This window comes from Gelidimonas denitrificans, assembly GCF_055694065.1.
Window position 1 is genome coordinate 761,904 of sequence record NZ_CM146350.1, and the last position, 21,191, is coordinate 783,094.

Below are 21,191 nucleotides of genomic sequence, written 5' to 3' on the forward strand. Positions count from 1 at the left end.
CTGCACAAGGTCATTCCTGGTCCACAACCTGCGTTGCGGCAGCGGGCAGCGCCAAAAACGCTGTTGGTTATTGCTGGTATTAATTTCTTTACCGCTCATTTTTGTACCCATTATGGAGTTTTCGACATGCACGAAATCACAGACAACAAGCGCCGCAGTATTCTGAAAATGTTGGCCGGCGTACCGCTGTTGCCCGTTGCCGGATTAAGCAATGCCATGTTCCTGGCTGGTTGTGGCGGTAGCTCTGCCGCCGTAGCGGCGTCTGCTGCAACCATTGCTGCCGTCTCTTTTGTGTCGATGACCGCGCCGAGCGCCGCTGCAGATCAAGCCACCACCAGCGTAAAGTCGAAAATGTTGCTGGAGATGTCCGACGGCAGCAAGCAGGAAGTGGCATTGAGTTATCAGCCGTTTTTCATTACGGGCGACAAAGTGCCTGATGGCAAGGGCGGCACAGTGGTGGCCGGCGGCTATTTCGATATCAATGGCCAATCCATCCTCGACCCCAGCGCTGCCAGCAAGCCGCAATTTTATTCGGATAGCCCGGACGGTTATACCCTGTTGAAGCTGGACAATCCGACGGTTTCCGGTGTGACCGGCAACACGGTTTTCGCGGTGGTGCAATTCGAGTACACATCGACCGATTCCGCTGGCGGAGATATGTACGGCAAACTGCCTTCGCCGATCGCGATTCTGACGCTGGATCAGGATAAGAAGTCCGGTCAGCTCAAATTGGTCAAGTACGCCACCGTCGATACTGCGCCAGCCCATGGCCTGTGGATTACGTGCGGCGCCAGCATTTCGCCATGGAATACCCATCTGTCGAGCGAAGAATATGAGCCGGATGCGACTACCGCTGCTAACGACGCCGGCTTCAAGGCTTTCAGCCAGAATTTGTTTGGCGGTGCCGCCAGGGCCAACCCGTATCACTACGGGCACATGCCGGAAATAACCGTCAAGCCGGACGGCACCGGTTCGATAAAAAAACATTACTGCATGGGCCGCATCTCGCATGAGTTGGTGCAAGTCATGCCGGACCAGCGCACCGTGTTGATGGGCGACGATTTCACTAACAGTGGCCTATTCATGTTCATCGCCGACAAGGCCGCCGATTTGTCGGCAGGCACTTTGTACGTGGCGAAGTGGAAGCAAAAAACCGCAGACAACGGCGGTTCCGCCGACCTTGGCTGGATCAGGCTCGGCCATGCCAGCAGCGCGGAAATCGAGGCGCTGGCCAATAGCCTCAAAGCTGCCGACATCGTCGATGTGAAAACGGCCGATCCGCTGGATGTCAGCTATACCAAAATCGGCTTTAGCGGAAAATTCAACTGGGTCAAATTTGTACCCGGTAAAGAACAGGCCGCGATCTTCCTGGAAACGCATCGCTACGCAGCCTTCAAGGGTGGCAGTCTGGGTTTCACCAAAATGGAAGGCGTGACCGTCAATGTCAAGGACAAGAAGGCATATCTGGCCATGTCCTACATTCAGGGCACCATGATCAATGGCACTACCGACATCAATGTCAAGGGCCCCAAGGCGGGCGCGGTGTATCAGCTGGATCTGGTTGATGCGCAAAAGGACGATGCCGGCGTCGTGATCGATAGCGCCTGGGTGCCGGTATTCATGGCGATCGTGCCGGCGCTGGTGGGTGCGGATCTGGCGGTGCCGGATGCGATCGGCAATCTGGCCGATGTCAACCTGATCGCCAATCCCGACAACCTCAAGTTTTCCGAGCGGCTGCGCACCTTGTTCATCGGAGAAGACAGCGGCATGCACGTCAATAATTTTCTGTGGGCGTACAACGTCGATAGCAAGGTGTTGACCCGCATCTTGTCCTGTCCGGCCGGTGCCGAGTCGACCGGTCTGCAGGCGGTCGACAACTTGAACGGCTTCGCTTACATCATGAGCAATTTTCAGCATCCCGGGGACTGGCAGTTATCCAAGGATAGCGGCAACAACGTGACTGGCGGCCTGCATTCCAAGGTCTACCAGGATCTGGACGCGCTGATTAACCAGAACTACAAAAACAAGCACGGCGGCGGTGTCGGCTACATCCAGGGCTTGCCGCTAGCCGGCTAAACCGCAATCGCACATGTGCATTAAGTTACGTCCGTTTCGAAGAGTTTGAAAATATTCTTCGGAACGGTTTTATGCATTGAACGACAGACAATATCGCAGCGCTGCCAGAGTTAAAAAGAGGTCAAAATCATGAATAATTACAGTATCAGTACCCGTTTGAATGCCGGCTTTGCCGCTGTGCTGATCTTGATGCTGGCGATTGCCGGACTGGGTATCGCCCGATTGCAGGCGGTGGGCGAAGTGGTCCACACGATGTCATCTGAAACCATGGCAATCGAGCGGCTCGGCGCAGAATGGTTTACCGAGATCAGCGTCAATAGTGCGCGCACCGTAGCGGTTGCCAGAACCGATGAGCCGGAATCCCAGGAATATTTCAAAGAGCAAATCAGATTCACCGACAATAGAATCAGCACGATTCAAAAAAACCTGGAGCCGATGATTGGATCAGCCGGAGGCAAAGCGCTGCTGCTGCATATCGCTGAAAAACGCAAATTGTATGCAACTGTCGGCGGCACCATTCTCGAACTCAAAAGGACCGGGAGGAATGCGGTTGCCGACCAGATGATCGAGGAAAAATTCCTGCCAGCGGTCGATGCCTATCTGCACAGCGCCCGTCAACTGATTGTCTATCAGCAAAGCCTGTCGCTGGCACTGGCTAGCCAGGCCGACCATCATTTTCAGAACGGCCGCATCCTGATGGCGTCCCTGAGCATGGCTGCACTGTTACTCGGGCTGGCGTGCGCATGGCTGATCAGCCGTTCCATCTCAGTACCGTTACATGCAGCGGTGCGGATTGCCCAGCGCGTTGCCGCAGGCGATCTATCGGCGCAAATCGTGGTGGCCGGCAAGGATGAAACCGGCCAGCTACTCGCCGCGCTACGCGACATGAATACCGCGCTGCATCAAGTCATTGGCAACGTTCGCAATGGGGTTGATACCATTGCGCTGGCTTCCGGCGAAATCGCCACCGGCAACGCCGACCTATCGTCGCGTACTGAGCAACAGGCCAGTGCGCTGGAAGAAACCGCCAGTTCGATGGAAGAACTGACAGGCGCCGTGCGCCGGAATGCCGACAATGCACACCAAGCCAATCAGCTGGCGGTGTCGGCCTCCAGCGTGGCGCTCAAGGGCGGCCAAGTGGTGTCGCAGGTGGTTGACACCATGGGCTCGATCAAGGCCGGTTCGAGCAAGATTGCCGACATCATCAGCGTCATCGACGGCATCGCTTTCCAGACCAATATCCTGGCGCTGAATGCAGCAGTCGAAGCGGCGCACGCCGGGGTACAAGGACGCGGCTTTGCAGTAGTCGCCGCCGAAGTGCGCAATCTGGCGCAACGCAGCGCCAGTGCCGCGAAGGAAATCAAGGCGCTGATCATTGACTCGGTACGACAAGTCGATCAGGGCAGCAAGCTGGTGGATGACGCTGGCCAGACCATGATTGAAATCGTCGGCTCGGTCAAGCGGGTGGCCGACATCATGAGCGAGATCACCGCCGCCAGCCAGGAGCAAAGTGCCGGCATCGAACAGGTCAATCAAGCTATCGGCCAGATGGATGCAATGACGCAACAGAATGCGGCGCTGGTGGAACAAGCGGCAGCAGCGGCCGAAAGCATGCAGGTTCAGGCGGTTTCGCTGACGCAGGCGGTCAGTGTGTTCAAGTTAGGCCACGAAATTGAAGCGGCACCGATAGCCGCAGTTTTTACACAACCACAACGCGCTACGCTGCAAATGGGTGGCCGCAGGCTGGCGATTGACTACTCTGGCAATGGATCGGAAAATCGATTTTCAGCAGCATTGTGCAATTGAATATACCTAAGCATGTATATTTACAATCCGCAATGAAACAATGCGGAAACATAGGCGTTTTTACCTATACTCCCACGATAAAAGTTAAGGCGTAGGGCATCAATAAGCGTAGCGCATTGCGCCGTTAGCGGCGTGCAACCAGGTGCGGCCAACAGCTGCAGTGTGGCGACTCTGTCGCGCCGCTTCGCAGCAATAGCGGTCTGTCACCGTATCTGCCTGACCGGCAGAATCCGGCCGAGGCTGTGTCAAAACGCATGAAATATTATTAAAAATACTCCGATTGCAGCGTCCTACGTGTAAACAAAACCAGTCTTCAAACGTTATATGAATATCGCATTCAACGTTGGGGTATCTACATGGGGCGTTTTGTTCCAGGTGAAGATCGAACCCAGGGCACACTCCTGCCCGAGCTACTGGATGATTACGTCACAGAGAGTAATGCGGTGCGCGTGATTGACGTCTTCGTTGATCAACTTGATCTCGGCAAGCTTGGTTTCGGCGGGGTTGAACCAGAGGTCACAGGCCGACCTTCTTATCATCCATCCACACTCCTCAAAATCTATATTTACGGCTACCTTAATCGCATTCAATCAACGCGACGCCTTGAGTTGGAAACACAACGCAATGTCGAGTTGATGTGGTTGATCTCCCGGTTGATGCCGGACTTCAAAACGATTGCCCGATTTCGCAAGGACAATGGCAAAGCGATTCGCAGCGTGTGCCGTCAGTTTGTTGACCTGTGCCGCCAGCTCGATTTGTTCTCACAGGCGATCGTCGCCATCGACGGCAGCAAGTTCAAAGCGGTCAACAATCGAGATAAGAACTTTACCTCTGCAAAGATGGAACGTCGTATGCAGCAGATCGAGGACAGCATCAATCGCTACCTCGCTGTGCTCGACACCGCAGACCGGGAAGAACCTGCGCTCGTCCTTGCCAAGACAGTCCGGTTGAACGAGAAGATTGCTGCACTGAAGGAAAAAATGCAGCAACTCAAAGAACTCGAAATGCAGATGAATGCGGCGCCGGACAAACAAATCTCGCTGACTGATCCCGATGCGCGATCAATGAAGACCAGAGGCACCGGCATTGTCGGTTACAACGTTCAGACAGCGGTTGACACCGAACACCATCTCATCGTCGCACACGAAGTGACCAATGTTGGCAGCGACCGCAGCCAACTGTCAACGATGGCCAAGCAAGCGCGTACAGCGATGGGCACCAAAGAACTCACCGCACTGGCAGACCGCGGTTACTACAAAGGCGAAGAAATTCTGGCCTGTCATGAGGCCGGCATTACGGCACTCGTTCCCAAATCGCTCACTTCCAACAATAAAGCGAAAGGGCTATTCGACAAGAAAGAATTCATTTATCTGGCCGACAAGGATGAATATCGGTGCCCTGCGGGACAGCAGTTAATCCACCGTTATACGTCTATCGAACAAGGCAGGAAACTCAACACGTACTGGAGTTCAGGATGCCAAACATGTCCATTGAAAGCGAAGTGCACTCCAAGCACGGAACGGCGCGTCAAGCGCTGGGAGCATGAAGCGGTACTCGATGCCATGCAAGTGCGCCTGGAAAATGCGCCCGACACGATGGTGGTGCGTAAGCAAACCGTCGAGCATACGTTTAGTACGCTCAAAGCTTGGATGGGGGCGACGCATTTCCTGACAAAGACACTGGAGCACGTCAGTACCGAGATGAGTTTGCATGTGCTAGCGTACAACATGAAGCGCATGATGAAAATCGTGGGTATTGGCCCATTGATGCAGGCGATGCGGGCCTGAAGGCCTTTTTTACTTCACCAACCACGTTCAATTGAACGAATGGCAGTCATTCTTTGCTTGAATTTCGAAAAACCATTTCCAACGATATTTGCCAAATTGATTACCAGGCGTGGCTGTTGTGGCGCGTTGGTCAAGATACAAAGCATTCTGCGCAGTCTTTTGCGCGTATCTTGCGTTTTGACACAGCCTCGGCCAGCTCCGGTCATTCGGTGATCTCTGATGTCTGCCAACTGACCGCCAGCAACGCATCAGGGTACCGACGTTAAAAAGTCCTAGCGAACTTCCACACTTCAACCTTGCTAGAAGCAGGGTGTTGGTTGCGTGGGGGCGTCAACTTAGCTTGGACAGGATCGAAATACCGAAGCGGGAATGATCGGAGGGGTGCATGATATAAGCAAGGGCCGCAATCGGGCTGCGGACGGTTTAGGAGTGAATTGGGCATGACAACCAGGATCACTGTAGCCGCAGGCAACGCCAGGATCGGCGATATTATCTACAACGGCCTTGGCACTAGCAAACACCCAACCTACGCCTGGGAAGCTATCACCCAGGTCAATTCGGTGGATGGACTGATTCAGCTGATTACAGGCCGTCTCGACGGTCCACACGGTGAATTCTGGTTCGACCCGGACGAATCAGTTGTCGTGGTTCGCCACCCACCGGCAGAGCCCAAACCAGCTATCGCAGAGCCCCATAACAAGCGAGCTCACGGGCATTAGGACAGGCTTTATCCTTGGCGGTGGTTGCATGATGGCCCATTGGCGCCACAAAATACACGGGCTGCGACTGGTGTCGGCCAAAATCGGTCGTTCGATTCGCCTGCATGGCAGAAAAAGCGGACGACCAAGATGTTTTAAATCACCTTGACCTTAGTTTACGCGTCAAGCGCAAATCGAGAAGAGAGTTTAGAGTTACGTGTCGCAACCGTGCGCAATTGTTGATGTGGACAAGTTAGGCGCGGGTGATGCTAATCATCTTTATAGTGTTTCTCCTTCTTGCCTTTCTTTAGTTTGCATTTGTCTTTCTTGCATTTCCAGTATCCGTCTTCTTGCTCTACATAAACTCGCTGTGGTTGTACGTAGACTGCCTGAGGCTGCACATATACAGGCGCCGGTACATAGATACCTGGGATACCCACATTGATGCCCACATCAACGGTGCTTGCCATAACAGGTGTCAAAGAAAGTATTGATGCAGCTGCAGTCATGAGATACGCCGAAGCGGAGAGATACTTTTTCATTATTTTGACTCCTTTATTTATGTAATCATTGAAAACTTAACTACTCTAGATAACTAGATGGAAAAAGTAAGAGTCGTTGCAAAATGTATGTATTGGATGTAACTTTTATTTTAGCCTTGACGGGCAGCAACCCTGCGGGATTCTGCTAGGAATGCAAGATTGAATTTAACAAACCACTTTTTTCATAACGGTTTGAGCTGTGGGGGGCCTCATCTGGAAGAAGTTGCAGTTTGCCGTGTGCGACAGCGTTGCGTAACGATAACGCCCCTTACTGAACAACACTTGGAATTGTGGCCACTCTGGTCGGAAATGGTGTTGTGTCCAAGCGTAATTGCGTTGCTAAAGATGCCATGCCGTGAACCGTCAAAATTTGTGCTTTTTGTTGTGTCTGACCGGCGGCTTTGGGTCGGGAGCCGCCTTTCACCTGAAAAACTTGAACGACCGGAATTACTTTTCATCCGTCCCTCAAAACTACTCATCTGAAACGGCACGCTCTCTGTCTTAACAGGGCATTCAGACAGAATGGTTTGGCCACATGAATATCTATTCGTTAAACACTTAGCCGCGCTCGTACCAAGTTTTAGAGTTGTTGACGACCTTCACCACCAGCAGCATCACCGGCACTTCGATCAGCACGCCGACCACGGTCGCCAGCGCCGCGCCGGACTCGAAACCGAACAGGCTGATCGCTGCCGCCACCGCCAGCTCGAAAAAGTTGGAAGCGCCGATCAGCGCCGACGGGCCGGCTACCGAATGCTTTTCGCCTACTTTCTTGTTAAGCCAGTAAGCCAATCCCGCATTGAAGAAAACCTGGATCAGGATCGGCACCGCCAGCAGCGCAATCACCAGCGGTTGCCGTAGGATGGCGTCGCCCTGGAATGCGAACAGCAATACCAGCGTTGCCAATAAGGCGGCAATCGACCACGGCTGAATTTTGTGCAGCACCGCATCGAACCTGGCCGTGCCTTTGGCCAGCAGCGCGCGCCGGATTATCTGGGCGATGATCACCGGCAGCACGATATACAACACTACCGAAGTCAGCAGCGTGTCCCACGGCACGATGATGCTCGACACGCCCAGCAGCAAAGCGACCAGCGGCGCGAACGCAAACACCATGATCGAGTCATTGATCGCCACCTGCGACAGCGTGAAATACGGGTCGCCGCCGGTCAGCCGGCTCCAGACGAACACCATCGCGGTGCAGGGCGCGGCTGCCAGCAGGATCAGGCCGGCGATGTAGGAATCGATCTGCGCGCTCGGCAAATACGGTGCAAACCAGACCCGGATGAAGAGCCACGCCAGGAACGCCATCGAAAACGGTTTCACCGCCCAGTTGACGAACAGCGTGACGGCAATGCCCTTGCTGTGCTGCCTGACCTGATGCAGCGCGCCGAAGTCGATTTTCAGCAGCATCGGGATGATCATCACCCAGATCAGCAAGCCGACCGGCAGGTTGACCTTGGCAATTTCCATTGCGCCAATCGCCTTGAACATATTCGGCCAGCCTTGGCCGAGCGCGATGCCGACCACGATGCAGATCGCAACCCACGCCGTCAGATAGCGTTCAAAAAAACTCAGCGGAGCCACAGCCCCAGCCGCCTGTTTGGCGGTAACTTCACATTGTGCAGACATAACAGTTCCAGTAGGGATGCAGGGATAACTTAGGCGCTCTGGCTTTGGCCGATTTCGCGCAAATGCTTTTGGAGCGACAGGCGATCGAGCTTGTCGATCGGCAGGCTCAGGAGCAGCCGGATGCGGTTGGTGATTTCCATGTGGGTGTGTGCGAAAGCCCTGCGTTTGCTTGCGTCGTCGCCTTCCACATGCGACGGGTCGGCGAAGCCCCAATGTGCGGTGACCGGTTGTCCCGGCCAAAACGGGCAGACTTCGCCGGCCGCCTGATCGCAGACGGTGAAAATGAAATCCATCTGCGGCGCGCCGGGCCCGGCAAACTCGTCCCAGCTTTTGCTGCGCAGCGTGCTGACGTCATAACTGTGGCTTTGCAACAAATCCAGTGTCAGCGGATGCACTTCGCCGCGCGGGTGACTGCCTGCGCTGTAAGCACGAAAGCGTCCTGCGCCAAGCTGATTCAGGATGGATTCGGCAATGATGCTGCGCGCCGAGTTGCCGGTGCAGAGGAACAGCACGTTGTAAATTTTGTCGCTCATAGCGAACTCCGTTTGGCAATGGTTGGTGATACTTGAAGAGGTGCATCTGTCAACGCCAATAAGTGCCAATAAGCGCGCCACGCCGACCGGTTCCTCGGTCAGCAGCGGCACTACTGCATAACGCTGCGCATGTTGCGTTGCTACCAAGTCGATCTGCGCCAGTTCGTTGGCGGCGCGGCGCAGATCGGCTTGCAAATTCGCCGATGCACAAAAAAGCAGGTTTATCGGATTGAATTTTCAAGCGGGTTTGATGCAGTCGCAACAGCGTCGCCATCGGCGCACAGCGGCGTATCGCACCCGACCGCGCACTGTTCCGGATGTCCGGTACAGCATTCCTCGGTCAGGTAAGTGATCAGTTCCTGCATCAGCGGCATATTTGCGCGGTAGCGCTGAAAGCGGCCTTCCTGGGTCGAACTCAGTAAATTGGCCTGCGTCAGCGCCTTCAGGTGAAACGACAAATTGGTCGGCGCAATATCAAGCGCACTGGCGATTTCGCCGGCGACCAGACCCGCCGGGCCGACGCGCACCAGCAGCCGATACACATCGAGCCGGATGCCGGAAGCCAAAGATTCGAAGACAGTAGTTGCGGTTTTTTTATCCATGAGGCGATTATACGACGACTATTCAACAATAGTTGAAGTATAAAAACGATGGGTCGGATTGCGGCCGGGGCAGAGTGCGTCGGCGGTCAGATGGGCCGTCAGGTTGGTGCAATTTAATTGGGAGTATAAGTAAAAAATAATGCTTTATCGCATGTTTTAATTGGTCTTTTAAAAATACAGATAGCCGTATGTTTTTAGCGTGGGAGACGGCTGCAAGCAGTTGTTGACCGGTTCGACAAGGCCAAAATCATGCAGCCGAGTGCGATGCAGCTGACTTGTCATGCATCACGGCGGGTGGGACGAGCAGTGGACGGGATTTGATCAGGCCAGGTGATTGACTGCAATCGACCCAAACCAGCCAGTCAAGCTTATTTCTTGAATGTCAACTATGCAGCGGAAGCGGCCGGTCAGGCTTTGCGGCCGACATGCCGCAGCCGGCCATCTCAAGCCGGAATGCTTGTTAGCTAAGCTTGGATAGGATTGTAGCTTTCAGCTTAAAGACGTATTATCCAAAAATTAATAATTTTTAATTTTGAGGCAGAGCGTGAAAATACTTGATATGCAAATTGATGGAGTTATTAATGGCCAAGTCGCCCTTGCGAAAATGTCTTATAAAGAAGCCGTTAAGGTTTTGGTGCCGCTAATTGATAAAACAGAATTTCAGCGCAAGCTTCAGGATAAGAAATTTTATAACAAATTGGAGAGGGATATTGAAGACGGCTGCGTAATGCCACCAATTACAGTTGCTATATTAACTTCTGAGTCTTTCAATACCCTCAAAGAAATCGAAGAACATGTTAATAAAAGCATTGCGAAATCCTTTGTATTGGATGGAATTCAACGATTAAATACGCTGTCGAGGGCTGCTGCTAAATTCGATTTTACCGACGAATATCAGATATATATCAATTTTATTTTGTGCGATTCCGTCGAAAAATTGCTTTATAGAATGATCACTCTCAATAATGGCCAACGTCCTATGACGCCAAGGCATCAGGTTGAGATTATGATTGCCAATGTTTTTAACTTTAAAGATATGGGAATTGATATCGTTGCTGAGAAAGATTCAACGGTTGCAAGCGCACGAAAGGCATTTAGGAAAGCAGATATCATTCAAGCATATTTGGCGTTTATGGCCGATAGCCCTATTGTTGACAATAAAAAAATTATCGAAGAGAAAATGGATGAGCTGCTTGTCGGTCGAATTATGGCTGTTGAGCCTAAAAAATATATTTCTAGTTTTAAAAATTTCGTCATTTTACTTGCGAGATTCCAGAAAAATCCAGAAGCATTCAAATGGTTAAAAGTGACCAATAATCTTGTTGGGCTTGCAGCTGGGATTAAACATTCGATGGAATCAATGCAATCGCTAACTGAGGAGGAATTTGCTGAATTTATAGAAATTTTTGATCAAGCATTTTCTGATTTTAATCCTTCTCGGATTAAAGTTGGAAAGTACCGTAGGGAGCTTGTATATGAATATTTTAAGAATTTCGACGAATATAAGATGCTGGACGCCGATGAGCTGCTGAGCGTATTCGCGGAGCTCACGGCAAATGATTGAGCGATACTCCTATGTCGAGAAAATATTTGATCAAGATAATCAGTTTTCGACCGGATTATCGCTAGCTAAGAATTCGAATCCGGCATTTCGTATTTTTAGATTGTTGTCAGGTAGTTGCGACCTTAAGGATGAGTATTTTTCGCAATTATTTAAGGTCCGAGTCAATTATCTCAATATTCCATTTAGTAAAAACCATCGATTGAGCAAGAAAATTATTCTTCAAAGCTTTCCAGATGAGGTTACTTTATCTGATTTATCGGATTATTTTCTCAATTTCAAAGCCAACGTAGAGTTTTATAGATTAATTGAATTCGAGTTGATCAATTGCCTAACATCTCGTATGCAAGGACGATATTTAGAGGCATTTGTTTTCCTTTATAGATTATTGGAAGGAATTTGCTACAGTGTCCCACTTATGTATATTTCTCGTTCAAAAATCTTTATGAGCTCTTTTAAGTCTCTGCAGGCTTGTATGCCTGCATCAGAGAAAGAAGGTGAATTATTATTATTTAAGAATTTTATTGATATACATTGGAATAAAAAATCTTTTTTTGAGTTAACAATGGATATTAATTTGTCAGAAATTGAAGTGGAGGAAATGAGAAGTGTCTATTTCGAAATGTACAAAAAACTCATTCCTAGAGGTGGCATTGAATCGGAAACTGAGGATGAGGAAATAAAGGTTAAGTTCCCTGATTTTAGAGGATTTTTGGTTTCAATCAGGAATCGATATTTTCATTTTTTGCAAGGCAGCTGGCAAAAAAATATAGAATCAGGAGAAATTGTTTTCCCTGATTTATTTTTTAAACCATTGATCGATTTAGGATTAAATTGGATAGCAATTTCACTATTTGAGATAATAAGTTTTGATATTGAAAATAACAGTGCCAAGTAGAACATCTGACGATGAAGACTAGACGTATCTCTTGCAGCACGAGAAGCAACTCGCCAACAGTATAAATCTTAGCCATGTAGGTGCCTGGTTTGATTGCGCGGCGCTCGGGGCCGCCCACAACGACGCACGAGCGTTTAAATGGAACACTTCCCTTCTTTCGGCTAAGCTCTAATCGTCGTATCAGTGCCGGATTGTTCATTGCTGTGCGCTCCTTTAAGCCTCGCGTTGGCTAAACCGCAGTGTTATGGACACAACCAGCCGACTCTCTGCTTTGAAAGGCCGCTTTCAGAAAGTGGCAACTTTCGCTATTGGGTCGCCCAATAAACTGACCGTCCGCTCTCAGTCTGGTACTGCCGGTAGCAATCGCCATCCCATCGTCAGCAATTTGCCTGATAGCTGACGTTCGCATGTTTCATGCGACTGACTGGAAATGGCCGGTAACAGCCATTCATCACAACTCCAATAACAAGTTGATCAACACGTCTGCATGAGTTGCACTTGCGTGCTGTGCCAGATTTCGATGTCCAGCAACCGATCAGCCGTTCGTCGTTGCAAGAGCCGCGACGCAGGGGCTTATCGCGCAGCCGGAACGGCTCCTGGAACAATTCACCGTCTCGGAAATTAATGCAACATAAGTTGGAGTATCATTAATAAACATAACTCTGCCGCATATTTTAATTGGTATATTAAAAATACAATGGTGGAGTATGTTTTAATTTTAGTAGTGCCGAAGCGGGCAGGGTTGCCGCCAATAGCATGCGCCAGCATTTCAGGACTGCGCTTGCCGGTGGGCGCAATCAAGCTTTCGGCCCTCCTCGCTTTGTGCCGTTTTTTTATCGGCGCACTATGATTAAAAGCAGTTTTCTGAAATGGCAGGCTGGCGCAATGGTCACCGCAACATTCCGCTTCTATCAAGAATTGAACGACTTCCTGGCTCCCGAGCGGCGCCGGCAGACATTCGATTGTCCATGTGCGCAGTCGGCAACGGTCAAGCACATGATCGAAGCGCTCGGCGTCCCCCACACCGAAGTCGAGCTGGTGCTAGTCAACGGCGAGTCGGTCGGCTTTGAGCGGATGCTGGAGGAGGGCGACCGGGTGGCGGTTTACCCCAAGTTCGAGACGTTCGACGTCAGCCCTTTGCTGCGGGTGCGCGACACCCCGCTGCGCATCATGCGCTTCGTCGCCGATGCCCATCTGGGCGGGCTGGCGCGTCTGCTGCGGATGGCCGGTTTCGACACGCTCTACGACAACAAATTTGACGACAACGAAATTGAAACCATCGCCGCCCGGCAAGGCCGCATCGTGCTCAGCCGCGATCGCGATCTGCTCAAGCGCCGCTCGATCACGCACGGCTGCTACCTGCATGCGCTAAAGCCGGCGCAGCAATTGCGCGAACTGTTCGAACGCCTGGACCTGGCGCGCAGCGCGCGGCCGTTCACGCTATGCCTGCATTGCAACACGCGATTGCATGCGATCGACAAGGCGCTGGTGCTGCAGCGGATTCCGCCGAACACGCGCGCATTTTATGACCATTTCAGCACCTGCGATGCTTGCCGGCGCATATTTTGGCAAGGTTCGCACTGGCAGCGCATGCGCGCGCTGCTGGATGACATCGCGCTGCCACGCTGATCAAGACGTCCTGCGGAACTCTTCATGCAGGCAGCTATTCAAATCATTGTCTCAAGTGCAGTGGTATGCAGGATATTGAACGGAGTGTTTCCATACAGCAGCCTTTACATCCGCGACGCCGTTGTTTGCTCCAATCCCTGTTGGTAATCGGAGCTAGCGTCATGCTTGGCCCGGCGTTCGGAGCGACGCCGCAACAGGCGATACGCACCCGGCCGATCCGCTCCAGCGGCGAAGTCTTGCCGGTGATCGGACTGGGAAGCTGGATCACTTTCAATGTGGGCAACGACCGTGTCGCCCGCGATGCCTGCATCGAGGTGATGCGCAACTTTTTCGATGCCGGCGGCCGCTTGATCGATTCTTCGCCGATGTACGGCTCTTCGCAGCAAGTCATCGGCGATGGGCTGAGGAAACTGGGCATGGCGTCACGCGCATTCTCGGCCGACAAGGTCTGGACCCCTTCCGGCTCGCGCGGCCCGAACCAGATCGGGATATCGCGCCGATATTGGGGCATTGCACGTTTCGATCTGCTGCAGGTCCACAATTTGCTGTCCTGGCAAGCGCATCTGCCGACGCTTCTTTCGATGAAATCGGCCGGTCAGCTGCGCTATGTCGGGATCACAACTTCAGAGGGCCGTCGCCACCCCGAAATCGAACAGATCATGCGCAGCCATCCGATCGACTTCGTTCAGATCACCTACAACATTTTCGACCGCGAGGTCGAAGCACGCATTCTTCCGCTGGCGATTGACCGCGGTATCGCGGTGATCGTCAACCGGCCATTTCGTCAGGGGGCGCTGATCCAGGCGGTAAAACGTCATCCGCTGCCGCCATGGGCAGTTGATATCGATTGTGCGAACTGGGCCCAGTTCCTGCTCAAGTTCATCGTTGCGCATCCGGGGGTGACCTGCGCCATTCCGGCGACCTCCAGCGTGGCGCATGTGCGCGAAAACATGGGTGCCACATTCGGCCGTATGCCGGATGAAGCAATGCGCCGCCGCATGATCGCCTATGTCGGGAAGCTCTGATGTCCGAGCGGTGGACTTATACGCTGTCGGATTTTCTGATGTTTTCGGCGCAGACCTACTATCGCCTGTTTGAACTCTACAACGGCGAAATATGGCCAGCCCAGATCCTGGCTATCGCGCTCGGCATCGTGATTCTGGTGTGTTTGCAGCGCGCCCGCCACTGGCAAGGAAGGATCGTCGCGGCGATCCTCGCGGCGTGCTGGCTGTGGGTGGCCTGGGCATTTCACATGGAGCGTTACGCAACCATACATTGGGCCGCGTGTTATTTCACGATCGGGTTTGCGATCGAGGCGCTGCTTCTGATCTGGACTGGAGTCATTCGCGGTCAACTTTTATTCAGGCCGGCAGCCAAAGCAATCCGTCGCGCCGGTTTTTATCTGTTTCTGTTCGCACTGGTGGTTCAGCCATTAATTGGGCCAGCCATCGGGCGGCCGTGGCTGCAGGCCGAAATCTTCGGCATTGCGCCCGATCCTACCGTCATCGCAACGCTGGGCATCCTGTTGTCCGCGTCGGGGTGGATGCGCTCGGTACTGCTATGCATCCCGATAATATGGTGCGTCATCAGCGGCGCCATGCTTTGGGCGATGGGGTCTGCAGATGCGCTGCTGATGCCGCTTATTGCGCTACTGGTGTTGCTCCTGGTCGCGGGCCAGGCGCGGTCTGTTTGCGCCGGGCGTACTCGCTGAGTGGCTGGTTGCGGGCGTCCGCTAACTGCTAGGCGTTGATGTCCCTTGGCGCGCATGCAGTGCGCAATACAGGTCTGGACGAGACATTCCGGCGGTAAAAGCCGGGTTTTGGCGCAAGATGATCACTGAACCAAAACCACTGTCTGTGCCTGTTTGGCTCAAGCATGATGCATTAATGCGGCAGCTTGATCTCCTTCCAGTCTGCGTGATCGAAATATTTTCCATAGCTATTCAGGGATTGCACAATCTTGACTACGCCCAGCGCTCTTTTCTGGTCGGGCTGCTTGCCGGTTGCGGTATCAATGCCGCTCATGATGTCGCCCACAACGATGTGGAGTTGGGCGTCCGCCTCGGGATCGAGCTTGCAGTTCTGCACGATGTAGGTGATCTGTGCAGTGACGTCATTGCCGAACGCGTCGTACTGCGCTGGCGTCAGCTTGCCGCCGTGGGCTGCCGGCAATGTGGTTGCAGCGGTGGCTCGGATATTATTCATGGCTTGGCGCAGCGGTGCATCGGTAATCCATTTCTTGCCGGCATTGAGTTCGAGTTGGGCCTGCACCGCAGCGCCATGTTCGTGTTTGAGTGCCGCTCCGGCCAAGGTGGGTAAAGGTAACGCCAGTGCGATTGCCAGCAGCAAAAATTGAGGTGATTTCATGCGAACTCCGTATCAGGTTGAATCAAGTTATGTCGAGCAAAACGTCCGACTGCCTGTTTAAACGAACGGCTAGTGCGCATGTTCCATTTTTTTGCAACTTGATGCTGAAGAGTACGAATTTTCATGGTTCGCGGTGCAGCAATTCTTCTTCCGTCGCCGCATTCGTGTAACGGTTAAGCAGCAGCGCCATCAATGCAGCGCGCTGCCGCTGATCCAGCAAATCGCGCTCGGCCAACAGTTGCGTAATCACGCGGCGCTGCTGCGCGTCTTGCAGCGTCGCGATCCTGGCTTGCTGGGCATCGATTTTTACCCGCTCGGGCTGGGTCGAAAAAATGTGCTTTATCAGCGTTTCGCGGTGCTGCCCGATTTCGCGCCAGTTGGCGGCCAGATCGGTAACGAAACCTTGCTCGATCTGGTGCCAGCGAATCCGTTGCTCGGCAGTCAATTGCAGTTGATCGGGCAGGTTGGCCGGTGGTTCGCTCTGCCCGTTCCGGGACGCCGGTGTTGCTCGCAGTTGGTGGTAGGCGACCGTTGCAGCGAAACCGACATTGAGCGAAAGTGAGGCTGCCAATAGCCATTTCCAAGTGTTGCGATGCATTACATTCCCCTTGATAGGCGACAAAGTTCAGTGGCCGCGCACAACCCGCCCGGGGGTACCGGATCGAATACGCGCACCATCGCGGCTGGTGGCGCGCTGGCGATTGTGCCGCCAGTCAACAGGACGCCGAGCCAGATGCCGCAGGCCAGCGACGCAGCCGCTGCCAATCCGGTCGGCCCCCATGCAAACCAGAAAGATCGGGCAGGCTGGCGCTGCACGGCCCCGTTGCGAATGCGGTTCTGCAGCCGGGCGGCCAGATCAAACCCCAAAACTGGCGAAGGCAAGTCGCGCAGATTTTGTTGCAGCGCGGCCAGCACCTCCAACTGGTGCTGGCAGAGTGGACAACTTTGCAAATGGACTGTGAACTGAGCGTGCTCATGGACCGCCATAGCGTGGTCCAGATAGTTCGATAATTTGTTGTGTTGCGGGCAATGCATGACAAGTCCTCCCATCAACGTTCAATGTGGGCCAGTAACGCAGTGCGCGCCCGGGCGATACGCGATTTGACCGTGCCGAGATTCAATTCCAGAACCAGCGCAATTTCATCGTAAGTCATTTCTTCGATTTCACGCAGCAGCAAAATCTCGCGCTGCTCCACAGGCAGCTTTGCCAGCGCGGTCTCCAGTTGGCGATAGCGTTGCACCGTTTCCAGTCGCGCATCTGGCCCCGCGGTTGGATCTTGCAGTGCAGAATCTTCTTCCAGTTCGATGAAGACCACTCGTTTTTCACGCCGCAAGCGGTCGAATGCAATGTTGCGTGCGATCCGGAACAGCCAGGTCTTGAACAGCGCATCGGGACGCCAGCGTGCCAGATTTTGATAAGCCCGCAAAAAAGTATCCTGTGTCAAATCCAGCGCAGCATCTGGTGCGCACGTCAGGCGCACCAGAAAGCGATAAATACGATCCTGATAACGTGCAACAAGCTCCGAAAACGCCTTGCCATCCCCATCTTGGGCCAGCGTCACGCATTGATGATCGTTAAGGTTGGAAAAAATTCGCATTGCACAGTTTAACGAACGGACGTTGAAAAAGTTCCAATCGTCGGGCTGGGGGAACACGATATTTACAGACCGAGCGTCTCTATTGTTTTGCGTCGTTGGAGAATTCGCGTAGTCTTTCTTTTGCCATCGGCTCTTGAAACCAGTCAGCGAGATGCCAACTACTACGCTACAATACAAGTTCTGTATTGGGGGCGACCTGGTTTCGACAGGGGTTGCAAAGCAGCGCAGGGCATACCGAGGACTGGTTACCTCGTAAATACATCCAGAAAAAACACAACTGCAAACGATAACTCGTACGCACTAGCCGCTTAATAACCGGTTAGCTCTACACCACTTCTTCCTTGGGGTGGGCTGGTAACAGCAGTAGAGTCATTCACAAGGAATCGCAATCGGCCGGGTCGCTTGGTCAGTTGCTAAATAATAGGCGACTCGTCTTTACGCAGCGTGTGCGTCCGCGGCGTACGGATTAAATCAAATGGCAGCACTAAGTATGTAGAACTGTCTGTAGAGTACTTCTGGACGCGGGTTCGATTCCCGCCGCCTCCACCAAATATTCGTTTCAAGAAGTCCATAGAAATCCAAAAGCCCACATTTCTTTCCAGAGAATGTGGGCTTTTTATTGGTCAACTGCCTGTCATGTCCACGTTATCGCCCGTCCGGGCTATTTTTCCGTTTTCTCGTGCTTGCTGTTTTGGATATAGTAAAGCTGATGGCAAGTAAGGATCTCGCGTCTACAAAAAATGGGACGAGGACAAAGCAACGTCGTCCGGCGGCGTCATCTTTGAGAATTTAAAAATCATGAAGAAACTGATCAAGCTCACCAGCTAATAATTGAGCTAATAGTTGCTTTCACAGTATTTTTATTGCCAATTTGCCTCATCTTGGTCATGCGCCTTTTACCTCAAAGGGGGGGGGGCATTACTGCTTAATACAAACAAACCTAATAAAAATTGGGCGCATCTTAATTAACGCCTGTTATAATCTTAGGCTTGCTTTGATTCTGATGATAATATCAAAAACAAGCGGCAATTCCCTGATAGCTCAGTTGGTAGAGCGACGGACTGTTAATCCGCAGGTCCCAGGTTCGAGTCCTGGTCGGGGAGCCAGAATACACAAAGGGTCGGGCTATGATGCTCGGCCCTTATCAGTTTACAGCTTTGCACCATTGGGTTTCCAACCAGTAGGCTGCAATTTCACAAATCCGCAAGCGCGGTGCATCCCAATATCAAGCACAAATAAGACTCCAAGGTTTTGCCTGGCTCACGACACCATGCATTGAGCGTTTCGCCTATTAGTCCGCAGGTTTCTTGCCGGGCAAGTAGTTGTTCTTCAGCATACCAGTCTTGGGTCGCTTGTCTTTGACCGCCATTACGCCGCGCTTGTCCATCGATCATTTCAAAATGGCGCACTCACTGCCATTCACGTGGATCAACGCAGTAGTACTCTCTGAGCGCAGCAAACAGGGCCGGGTGCTGCTGGCCCAGCGCCACGGATTTTTCAAAAAAAGCCTCGGTCGCCACGGCAAAAAATTCTGCCGGATTGGTCGCGCCATAGGGATCGATTACGCTCACAGAATGATGCTGCGCGGCCTCTTGCAACAGCGCAAACTCTTGCAAAAAAATCGTTGACCAGCGCGCATAACGTGCCTTGCTGATCAAATACGGCGCGCCATTCGTGCTGCCGGATTCGCTGTCGAGTTGATGCGCGAATTCATGCAACACCACGTCAGAGCCCGGCTCAAGCACCGCGTTGCGGCGCTGAATGTGATCCCATGCCAGGATCACGCGATCATCGCTCCAGGATTCGCCCAGCAAGGTTTGATTGCGATGCGTGACCAGTCCGTCGGCATCGACCTCGGCATGCTGCACCACGAAAGCCGATGGATACACCAGCACGAAAGAGAGCGCCGGATACACCAGCGTGGGCCGATTGAGCAGCAGCAGACATGCCTTGCCGGCAATCGTCAGCTTGATTTCGTCGGTGATGGTCAAGCCATCGCATCCGACGAACTTTTTCTGGTGCAGAAATTGTTGTATCAGGCGCTTTAACTGCAACTGAAGATCGGCCGGCATGCGGTTATAGACCGGCATATTCTCACGCAGAATTTTTGCGTAACGACGCGGAAAAGGGCGCGCAAGCGCAAGTTGCAAGCGGTATTTCGGCAGCCAGAACAGCAGCCCGATTACGACCATCAACAGCACCATCAGCAGAGTGAATGCCATTACACGGCCCGATTTTCTGTGTCGTTTATTGTCGCATTCATGGATTTCCTCTTTACCTGATGAATCCTTGGTAGATGGGACAGGCAAAGCGAAAAGCAATAGTCGGCGCGAAGCTGCATTTTCAATGAGGAGATTCTGTTTTAATTTGTTAAAAATATGGGGGGTATAACTTAAAATATGTATGTTTACACATATAAATAAAGCACATACTAAAAATACACGTTTATGTATATGTTGAAACGTTGCGCTTTGCGGGCAATGATGTACGTAAGCCCATGCGCTCTCACAGCTTCTGCTGCAAAAATTCCAGGAAGCAGCTAATGCGTCGCGACAACTGCGTGTTGCGATAGTAGACCGCATGGATCTGCTGATCGGCGCCATTGTAGAAATCCGCACACACCGTGATCAAACGCCCCGCTGCAATATCCTCCCGCGTCATGAAATCCGCCAGGCACGCGATGCCTTGGCCGTACAGCGCCAGTTGCCGCAGCGTTTCACCGCTGGATGCGGCCAGCGTCGGCGTGATCGCCAGTTGATCGCCATTCTTGTGGCGCAGCGGCCAGACGTTGCCGGCCTCGTATTGGGTAAAACCCAGCAACTGATGCTGCGCCAATTCCTCGACCGTGGCCGGCGTGCCATAGCGCTGCAAATAGTCGGGGCTGGCCAGCAAGTGGCGCGGGCTGGTGCTCAAGGCACGCGCATGCAGCGTCGAATCCTGCAACGCGCCGATCCGAATCGCGATATCGGTGCGATGTTCCAGCAAGTCGATAATCCGATCATTGCTGGTCAGTTCCAGCGTGATATCCGGATAGCCGGCGCGAAATTCGGCGACGTGCGGAACGATGCAATGCAGCATGAACGGCGAAGCCGCATCGACGCAGAGGCGGCCCGCCAGTTTCTGGCCGCGGATGCGGATCGACTCTTCCGCTTCGTCCATCGCGGCCAGGATGCTGCGCGCTTTTTCCAGCAGCAACTGGCCTTCTTCGGTCAGCACCATGCGGCGCGTGGTGCGTGCCAGTAACGAGGTCGCGAGTTTTTCCTCCAGACGCGATAGCGCCCGGCTGACGCCGGACGTGGTTTGCCCGAGATGCGTGGCCGCCGCGCTCAACGTGCCGCTATCGACGACAGCGATAAAAACAGCAAGGTCATCCGAATTGATATCCATTGGTATTCCTTATTGTTGATTATGAATCACATATTATTTGATATTAGCGCTATTTTTCTCAACAAACTAAACGCGC

At 52.8% G+C, this 21,191-nt stretch carries 20 protein-coding genes, 1 tRNA gene and 1 other RNA gene; 11 read left to right on the top strand and 11 right to left on the bottom strand.

Annotation, left to right across the window (positions count from 1 at the left end; genetic code table 11):
* Positions 1-126: 126 nt before the first annotated feature.
* The 4 genes from FKCLFG_RS03555 to FKCLFG_RS03570 all read left to right on the top strand — a co-directional run bounded on the left by FKCLFG_RS03555 (position 127) and on the right by FKCLFG_RS03570 (position 6,388).
* The gene (locus tag FKCLFG_RS03555) at positions 127-2,076 is read left to right on the top strand and encodes a PhoX family protein (RefSeq protein ID WP_472614857.1); all 1,950 of its coding nucleotides are present in this window, start codon (positions 127-129) and stop codon (positions 2,074-2,076) included.
* Positions 2,077-2,205: 129 nt separating this feature from the next.
* Positions 2,206-3,882, top strand: a complete 1,677-nt coding sequence (locus tag FKCLFG_RS03560) for a methyl-accepting chemotaxis protein (RefSeq protein WP_472614858.1) — start codon at positions 2,206-2,208, stop codon at positions 3,880-3,882.
* Positions 3,883-4,238: 356 nt separating this feature from the next.
* Positions 4,239-5,669: an IS1182 family transposase gene (locus FKCLFG_RS03565; protein WP_472614859.1), complete on the top strand. Its 1,431-nt coding sequence runs from the start codon at positions 4,239-4,241 to the stop codon at positions 5,667-5,669.
* A 440-nt stretch (positions 5,670-6,109) separates the two neighbouring features.
* Complete coding sequence (locus tag FKCLFG_RS03570) at positions 6,110-6,388, top strand: hypothetical protein (RefSeq protein ID WP_472614860.1); 279 nt, start codon at positions 6,110-6,112, stop codon at positions 6,386-6,388.
* Between the two features lie 248 nt (positions 6,389-6,636).
* On the opposite strand, the gene FKCLFG_RS03575 is transcribed toward FKCLFG_RS03570, so the two are convergent.
* From FKCLFG_RS03575 to FKCLFG_RS03590, 4 genes are all read right to left on the bottom strand, one after another.
* On the bottom strand, positions 6,637-6,909 hold the full coding sequence (locus FKCLFG_RS03575) for a hypothetical protein (protein WP_472614861.1): 273 nt from the start codon (positions 6,907-6,909) through the stop codon (positions 6,637-6,639).
* A 558-nt stretch (positions 6,910-7,467) separates the two neighbouring features.
* The gene (gene arsB / locus FKCLFG_RS03580) at positions 7,468-8,541 is read right to left on the bottom strand and encodes an ACR3 family arsenite efflux transporter (RefSeq protein WP_472614862.1); all 1,074 of its coding nucleotides are present in this window, start codon (positions 8,539-8,541) and stop codon (positions 7,468-7,470) included.
* Between the two features lie 29 nt (positions 8,542-8,570).
* Positions 8,571-9,074 carry an arsenate reductase ArsC gene (locus tag FKCLFG_RS03585; protein ID WP_472615783.1) on the bottom strand — a complete coding sequence of 168 codons (504 nt, stop codon included), beginning with the start codon at positions 9,072-9,074 and terminating at the stop codon, positions 8,571-8,573.
* Positions 9,075-9,295: 221 nt separating this feature from the next.
* Positions 9,296-9,676 carry an ArsR/SmtB family transcription factor gene (locus tag FKCLFG_RS03590; protein ID WP_472614863.1) on the bottom strand — a complete coding sequence of 127 codons (381 nt, stop codon included), beginning with the start codon at positions 9,674-9,676 and terminating at the stop codon, positions 9,296-9,298.
* A 544-nt stretch (positions 9,677-10,220) separates the two neighbouring features.
* Between FKCLFG_RS03590 and FKCLFG_RS03595 the strand changes: the two genes are divergently transcribed.
* Complete coding sequence (locus FKCLFG_RS03595; protein ID WP_472614864.1) at positions 10,221-11,240, top strand: hypothetical protein; 1,020 nt, start codon at positions 10,221-10,223, stop codon at positions 11,238-11,240.
* Positions 11,233-12,135, top strand: a complete 903-nt coding sequence (locus tag FKCLFG_RS03600; protein WP_472614865.1) for a hypothetical protein — start codon at positions 11,233-11,235, stop codon at positions 12,133-12,135. Before FKCLFG_RS03595 ends, FKCLFG_RS03600 begins: the two co-directional genes overlap by 8 nt.
* Positions 12,136-12,756: 621 nt before the next feature.
* Here FKCLFG_RS03600 and FKCLFG_RS03605 read toward each other — a convergent pair.
* Positions 12,757-12,936, bottom strand: a complete 180-nt coding sequence (locus FKCLFG_RS03605; protein WP_472614866.1) for a hypothetical protein — start codon at positions 12,934-12,936, stop codon at positions 12,757-12,759.
* 84 nt (positions 12,937-13,020) lie between these two features.
* Between FKCLFG_RS03605 and FKCLFG_RS03610 the strand changes: the two genes are divergently transcribed.
* From FKCLFG_RS03610 to FKCLFG_RS03620, 3 genes are all read left to right on the top strand, one after another.
* Positions 13,021-13,764, top strand: a complete 744-nt coding sequence (locus FKCLFG_RS03610) for a Mut7-C RNAse domain-containing protein (protein ID WP_472615784.1) — start codon at positions 13,021-13,023, stop codon at positions 13,762-13,764.
* 161 nt (positions 13,765-13,925) lie between these two features.
* Positions 13,926-14,789 (top strand): aldo/keto reductase, encoded by an 864-nt coding sequence (locus FKCLFG_RS03615; RefSeq protein ID WP_472614867.1) that lies wholly within the window; start codon positions 13,926-13,928, stop codon positions 14,787-14,789.
* Positions 14,789-15,475 carry a DUF6064 family protein gene (locus FKCLFG_RS03620; RefSeq protein ID WP_472614868.1) on the top strand — a complete coding sequence of 229 codons (687 nt, stop codon included), beginning with the start codon at positions 14,789-14,791 and terminating at the stop codon, positions 15,473-15,475. Before FKCLFG_RS03615 ends, FKCLFG_RS03620 begins: the two co-directional genes overlap by 1 nt.
* A 172-nt stretch (positions 15,476-15,647) precedes the next feature.
* Here the strand turns inward: FKCLFG_RS03620 and FKCLFG_RS03625 are convergent, their stop codons facing one another.
* The 4 genes from FKCLFG_RS03625 to FKCLFG_RS03640 all read right to left on the bottom strand — a co-directional run bounded on the left by FKCLFG_RS03625 (position 15,648) and on the right by FKCLFG_RS03640 (position 17,728).
* Complete coding sequence (locus FKCLFG_RS03625) at positions 15,648-16,130, bottom strand: hypothetical protein (protein ID WP_472614869.1); 483 nt, start codon at positions 16,128-16,130, stop codon at positions 15,648-15,650.
* A gap of 121 nt (positions 16,131-16,251) precedes the next feature.
* Positions 16,252-16,728, bottom strand: a complete 477-nt coding sequence (locus FKCLFG_RS03630; RefSeq protein WP_472614870.1) for a Spy/CpxP family protein refolding chaperone — start codon at positions 16,726-16,728, stop codon at positions 16,252-16,254.
* Positions 16,728-17,117 carry an anti-sigma factor gene (locus FKCLFG_RS03635; RefSeq protein ID WP_472614871.1) on the bottom strand — a complete coding sequence of 130 codons (390 nt, stop codon included), beginning with the start codon at positions 17,115-17,117 and terminating at the stop codon, positions 16,728-16,730. The genes FKCLFG_RS03630 and FKCLFG_RS03635 overlap by 1 nt, the downstream gene beginning before the upstream one ends.
* 62 nt (positions 17,118-17,179) lie before the next feature.
* Positions 17,180-17,728 carry a sigma-70 family RNA polymerase sigma factor gene (locus tag FKCLFG_RS03640; protein WP_472614872.1) on the bottom strand — a complete coding sequence of 183 codons (549 nt, stop codon included), beginning with the start codon at positions 17,726-17,728 and terminating at the stop codon, positions 17,180-17,182.
* Positions 17,729-17,915: 187 nt separating this feature from the next.
* Here FKCLFG_RS03640 and ssrA point away from each other — a divergent pair.
* Positions 17,916-18,277, top strand: a transfer-messenger RNA (tmRNA) gene (gene ssrA / locus FKCLFG_RS03645).
* A gap of 481 nt (positions 18,278-18,758) precedes the next feature.
* Positions 18,759-18,834: transfer RNA gene (locus tag FKCLFG_RS03650), tRNA-Asn, on the top strand.
* Between the two features lie 303 nt (positions 18,835-19,137).
* Here FKCLFG_RS03650 and FKCLFG_RS03655 read toward each other — a convergent pair.
* Together FKCLFG_RS03655 and FKCLFG_RS03660 are read right to left on the bottom strand one after the other, a co-directional pair.
* The gene (locus FKCLFG_RS03655; protein ID WP_472614873.1) at positions 19,138-19,950 is read right to left on the bottom strand and encodes a M90 family metallopeptidase; all 813 of its coding nucleotides are present in this window, start codon (positions 19,948-19,950) and stop codon (positions 19,138-19,140) included.
* Positions 19,951-20,233: 283 nt separating this feature from the next.
* Positions 20,234-21,115, bottom strand: coding sequence for a LysR substrate-binding domain-containing protein (locus tag FKCLFG_RS03660; RefSeq protein WP_472614874.1), 882 nt, complete (start codon positions 21,113-21,115; stop codon positions 20,234-20,236).
* Positions 21,116-21,191 lie beyond the last annotated feature (76 nt).

Bases quoted from the DNA above. Each gene is read 5' to 3' on its own strand.
- FKCLFG_RS03555 (WP_472614857.1), top strand. From the start codon at position 127: ATGCACGAAATCACAGACAACAAGCGCCGCAGTATTCTGAAAATGTTG.
- FKCLFG_RS03560 (WP_472614858.1), top strand. From the start codon at position 2,206: ATGAATAATTACAGTATCAGTACCCGTTTGAATGCCGGCTTTGCCGCT.
- FKCLFG_RS03565 (WP_472614859.1), top strand. From the start codon at position 4,239: ATGGGGCGTTTTGTTCCAGGTGAAGATCGAACCCAGGGCACACTCCTG.
- FKCLFG_RS03570 (WP_472614860.1), top strand. From the start codon at position 6,110: ATGACAACCAGGATCACTGTAGCCGCAGGCAACGCCAGGATCGGCGAT.
- FKCLFG_RS03575 (WP_472614861.1), bottom strand. From the start codon at position 6,909: ATGAAAAAGTATCTCTCCGCTTCGGCGTATCTCATGACTGCAGCTGCA.
- arsB (WP_472614862.1), bottom strand. From the start codon at position 8,541: ATGTCTGCACAATGTGAAGTTACCGCCAAACAGGCGGCTGGGGCTGTG.
- FKCLFG_RS03585 (WP_472615783.1), bottom strand. From the start codon at position 9,074: ATGAGCGACAAAATTTACAACGTGCTGTTCCTCTGCACCGGCAACTCG.
- FKCLFG_RS03590 (WP_472614863.1), bottom strand. From the start codon at position 9,676: ATGGATAAAAAAACCGCAACTACTGTCTTCGAATCTTTGGCTTCCGGC.
- FKCLFG_RS03600 (WP_472614865.1), top strand. From the start codon at position 11,233: ATGATTGAGCGATACTCCTATGTCGAGAAAATATTTGATCAAGATAAT.
- FKCLFG_RS03610 (WP_472615784.1), top strand. From the start codon at position 13,021: ATGGTCACCGCAACATTCCGCTTCTATCAAGAATTGAACGACTTCCTG.
- FKCLFG_RS03615 (WP_472614867.1), top strand. From the start codon at position 13,926: ATGCTTGGCCCGGCGTTCGGAGCGACGCCGCAACAGGCGATACGCACC.
- FKCLFG_RS03620 (WP_472614868.1), top strand. From the start codon at position 14,789: ATGTCCGAGCGGTGGACTTATACGCTGTCGGATTTTCTGATGTTTTCG.
- FKCLFG_RS03625 (WP_472614869.1), bottom strand. From the start codon at position 16,130: ATGAAATCACCTCAATTTTTGCTGCTGGCAATCGCACTGGCGTTACCT.
- FKCLFG_RS03630 (WP_472614870.1), bottom strand. From the start codon at position 16,728: ATGCATCGCAACACTTGGAAATGGCTATTGGCAGCCTCACTTTCGCTC.
- FKCLFG_RS03635 (WP_472614871.1), bottom strand. From the start codon at position 17,117: ATGGCGGTCCATGAGCACGCTCAGTTCACAGTCCATTTGCAAAGTTGT.
- FKCLFG_RS03640 (WP_472614872.1), bottom strand. From the start codon at position 17,728: ATGCGAATTTTTTCCAACCTTAACGATCATCAATGCGTGACGCTGGCC.
- FKCLFG_RS03655 (WP_472614873.1), bottom strand. From the start codon at position 19,950: ATGGCATTCACTCTGCTGATGGTGCTGTTGATGGTCGTAATCGGGCTG.
- FKCLFG_RS03660 (WP_472614874.1), bottom strand. From the start codon at position 21,115: ATGGATATCAATTCGGATGACCTTGCTGTTTTTATCGCTGTCGTCGAT.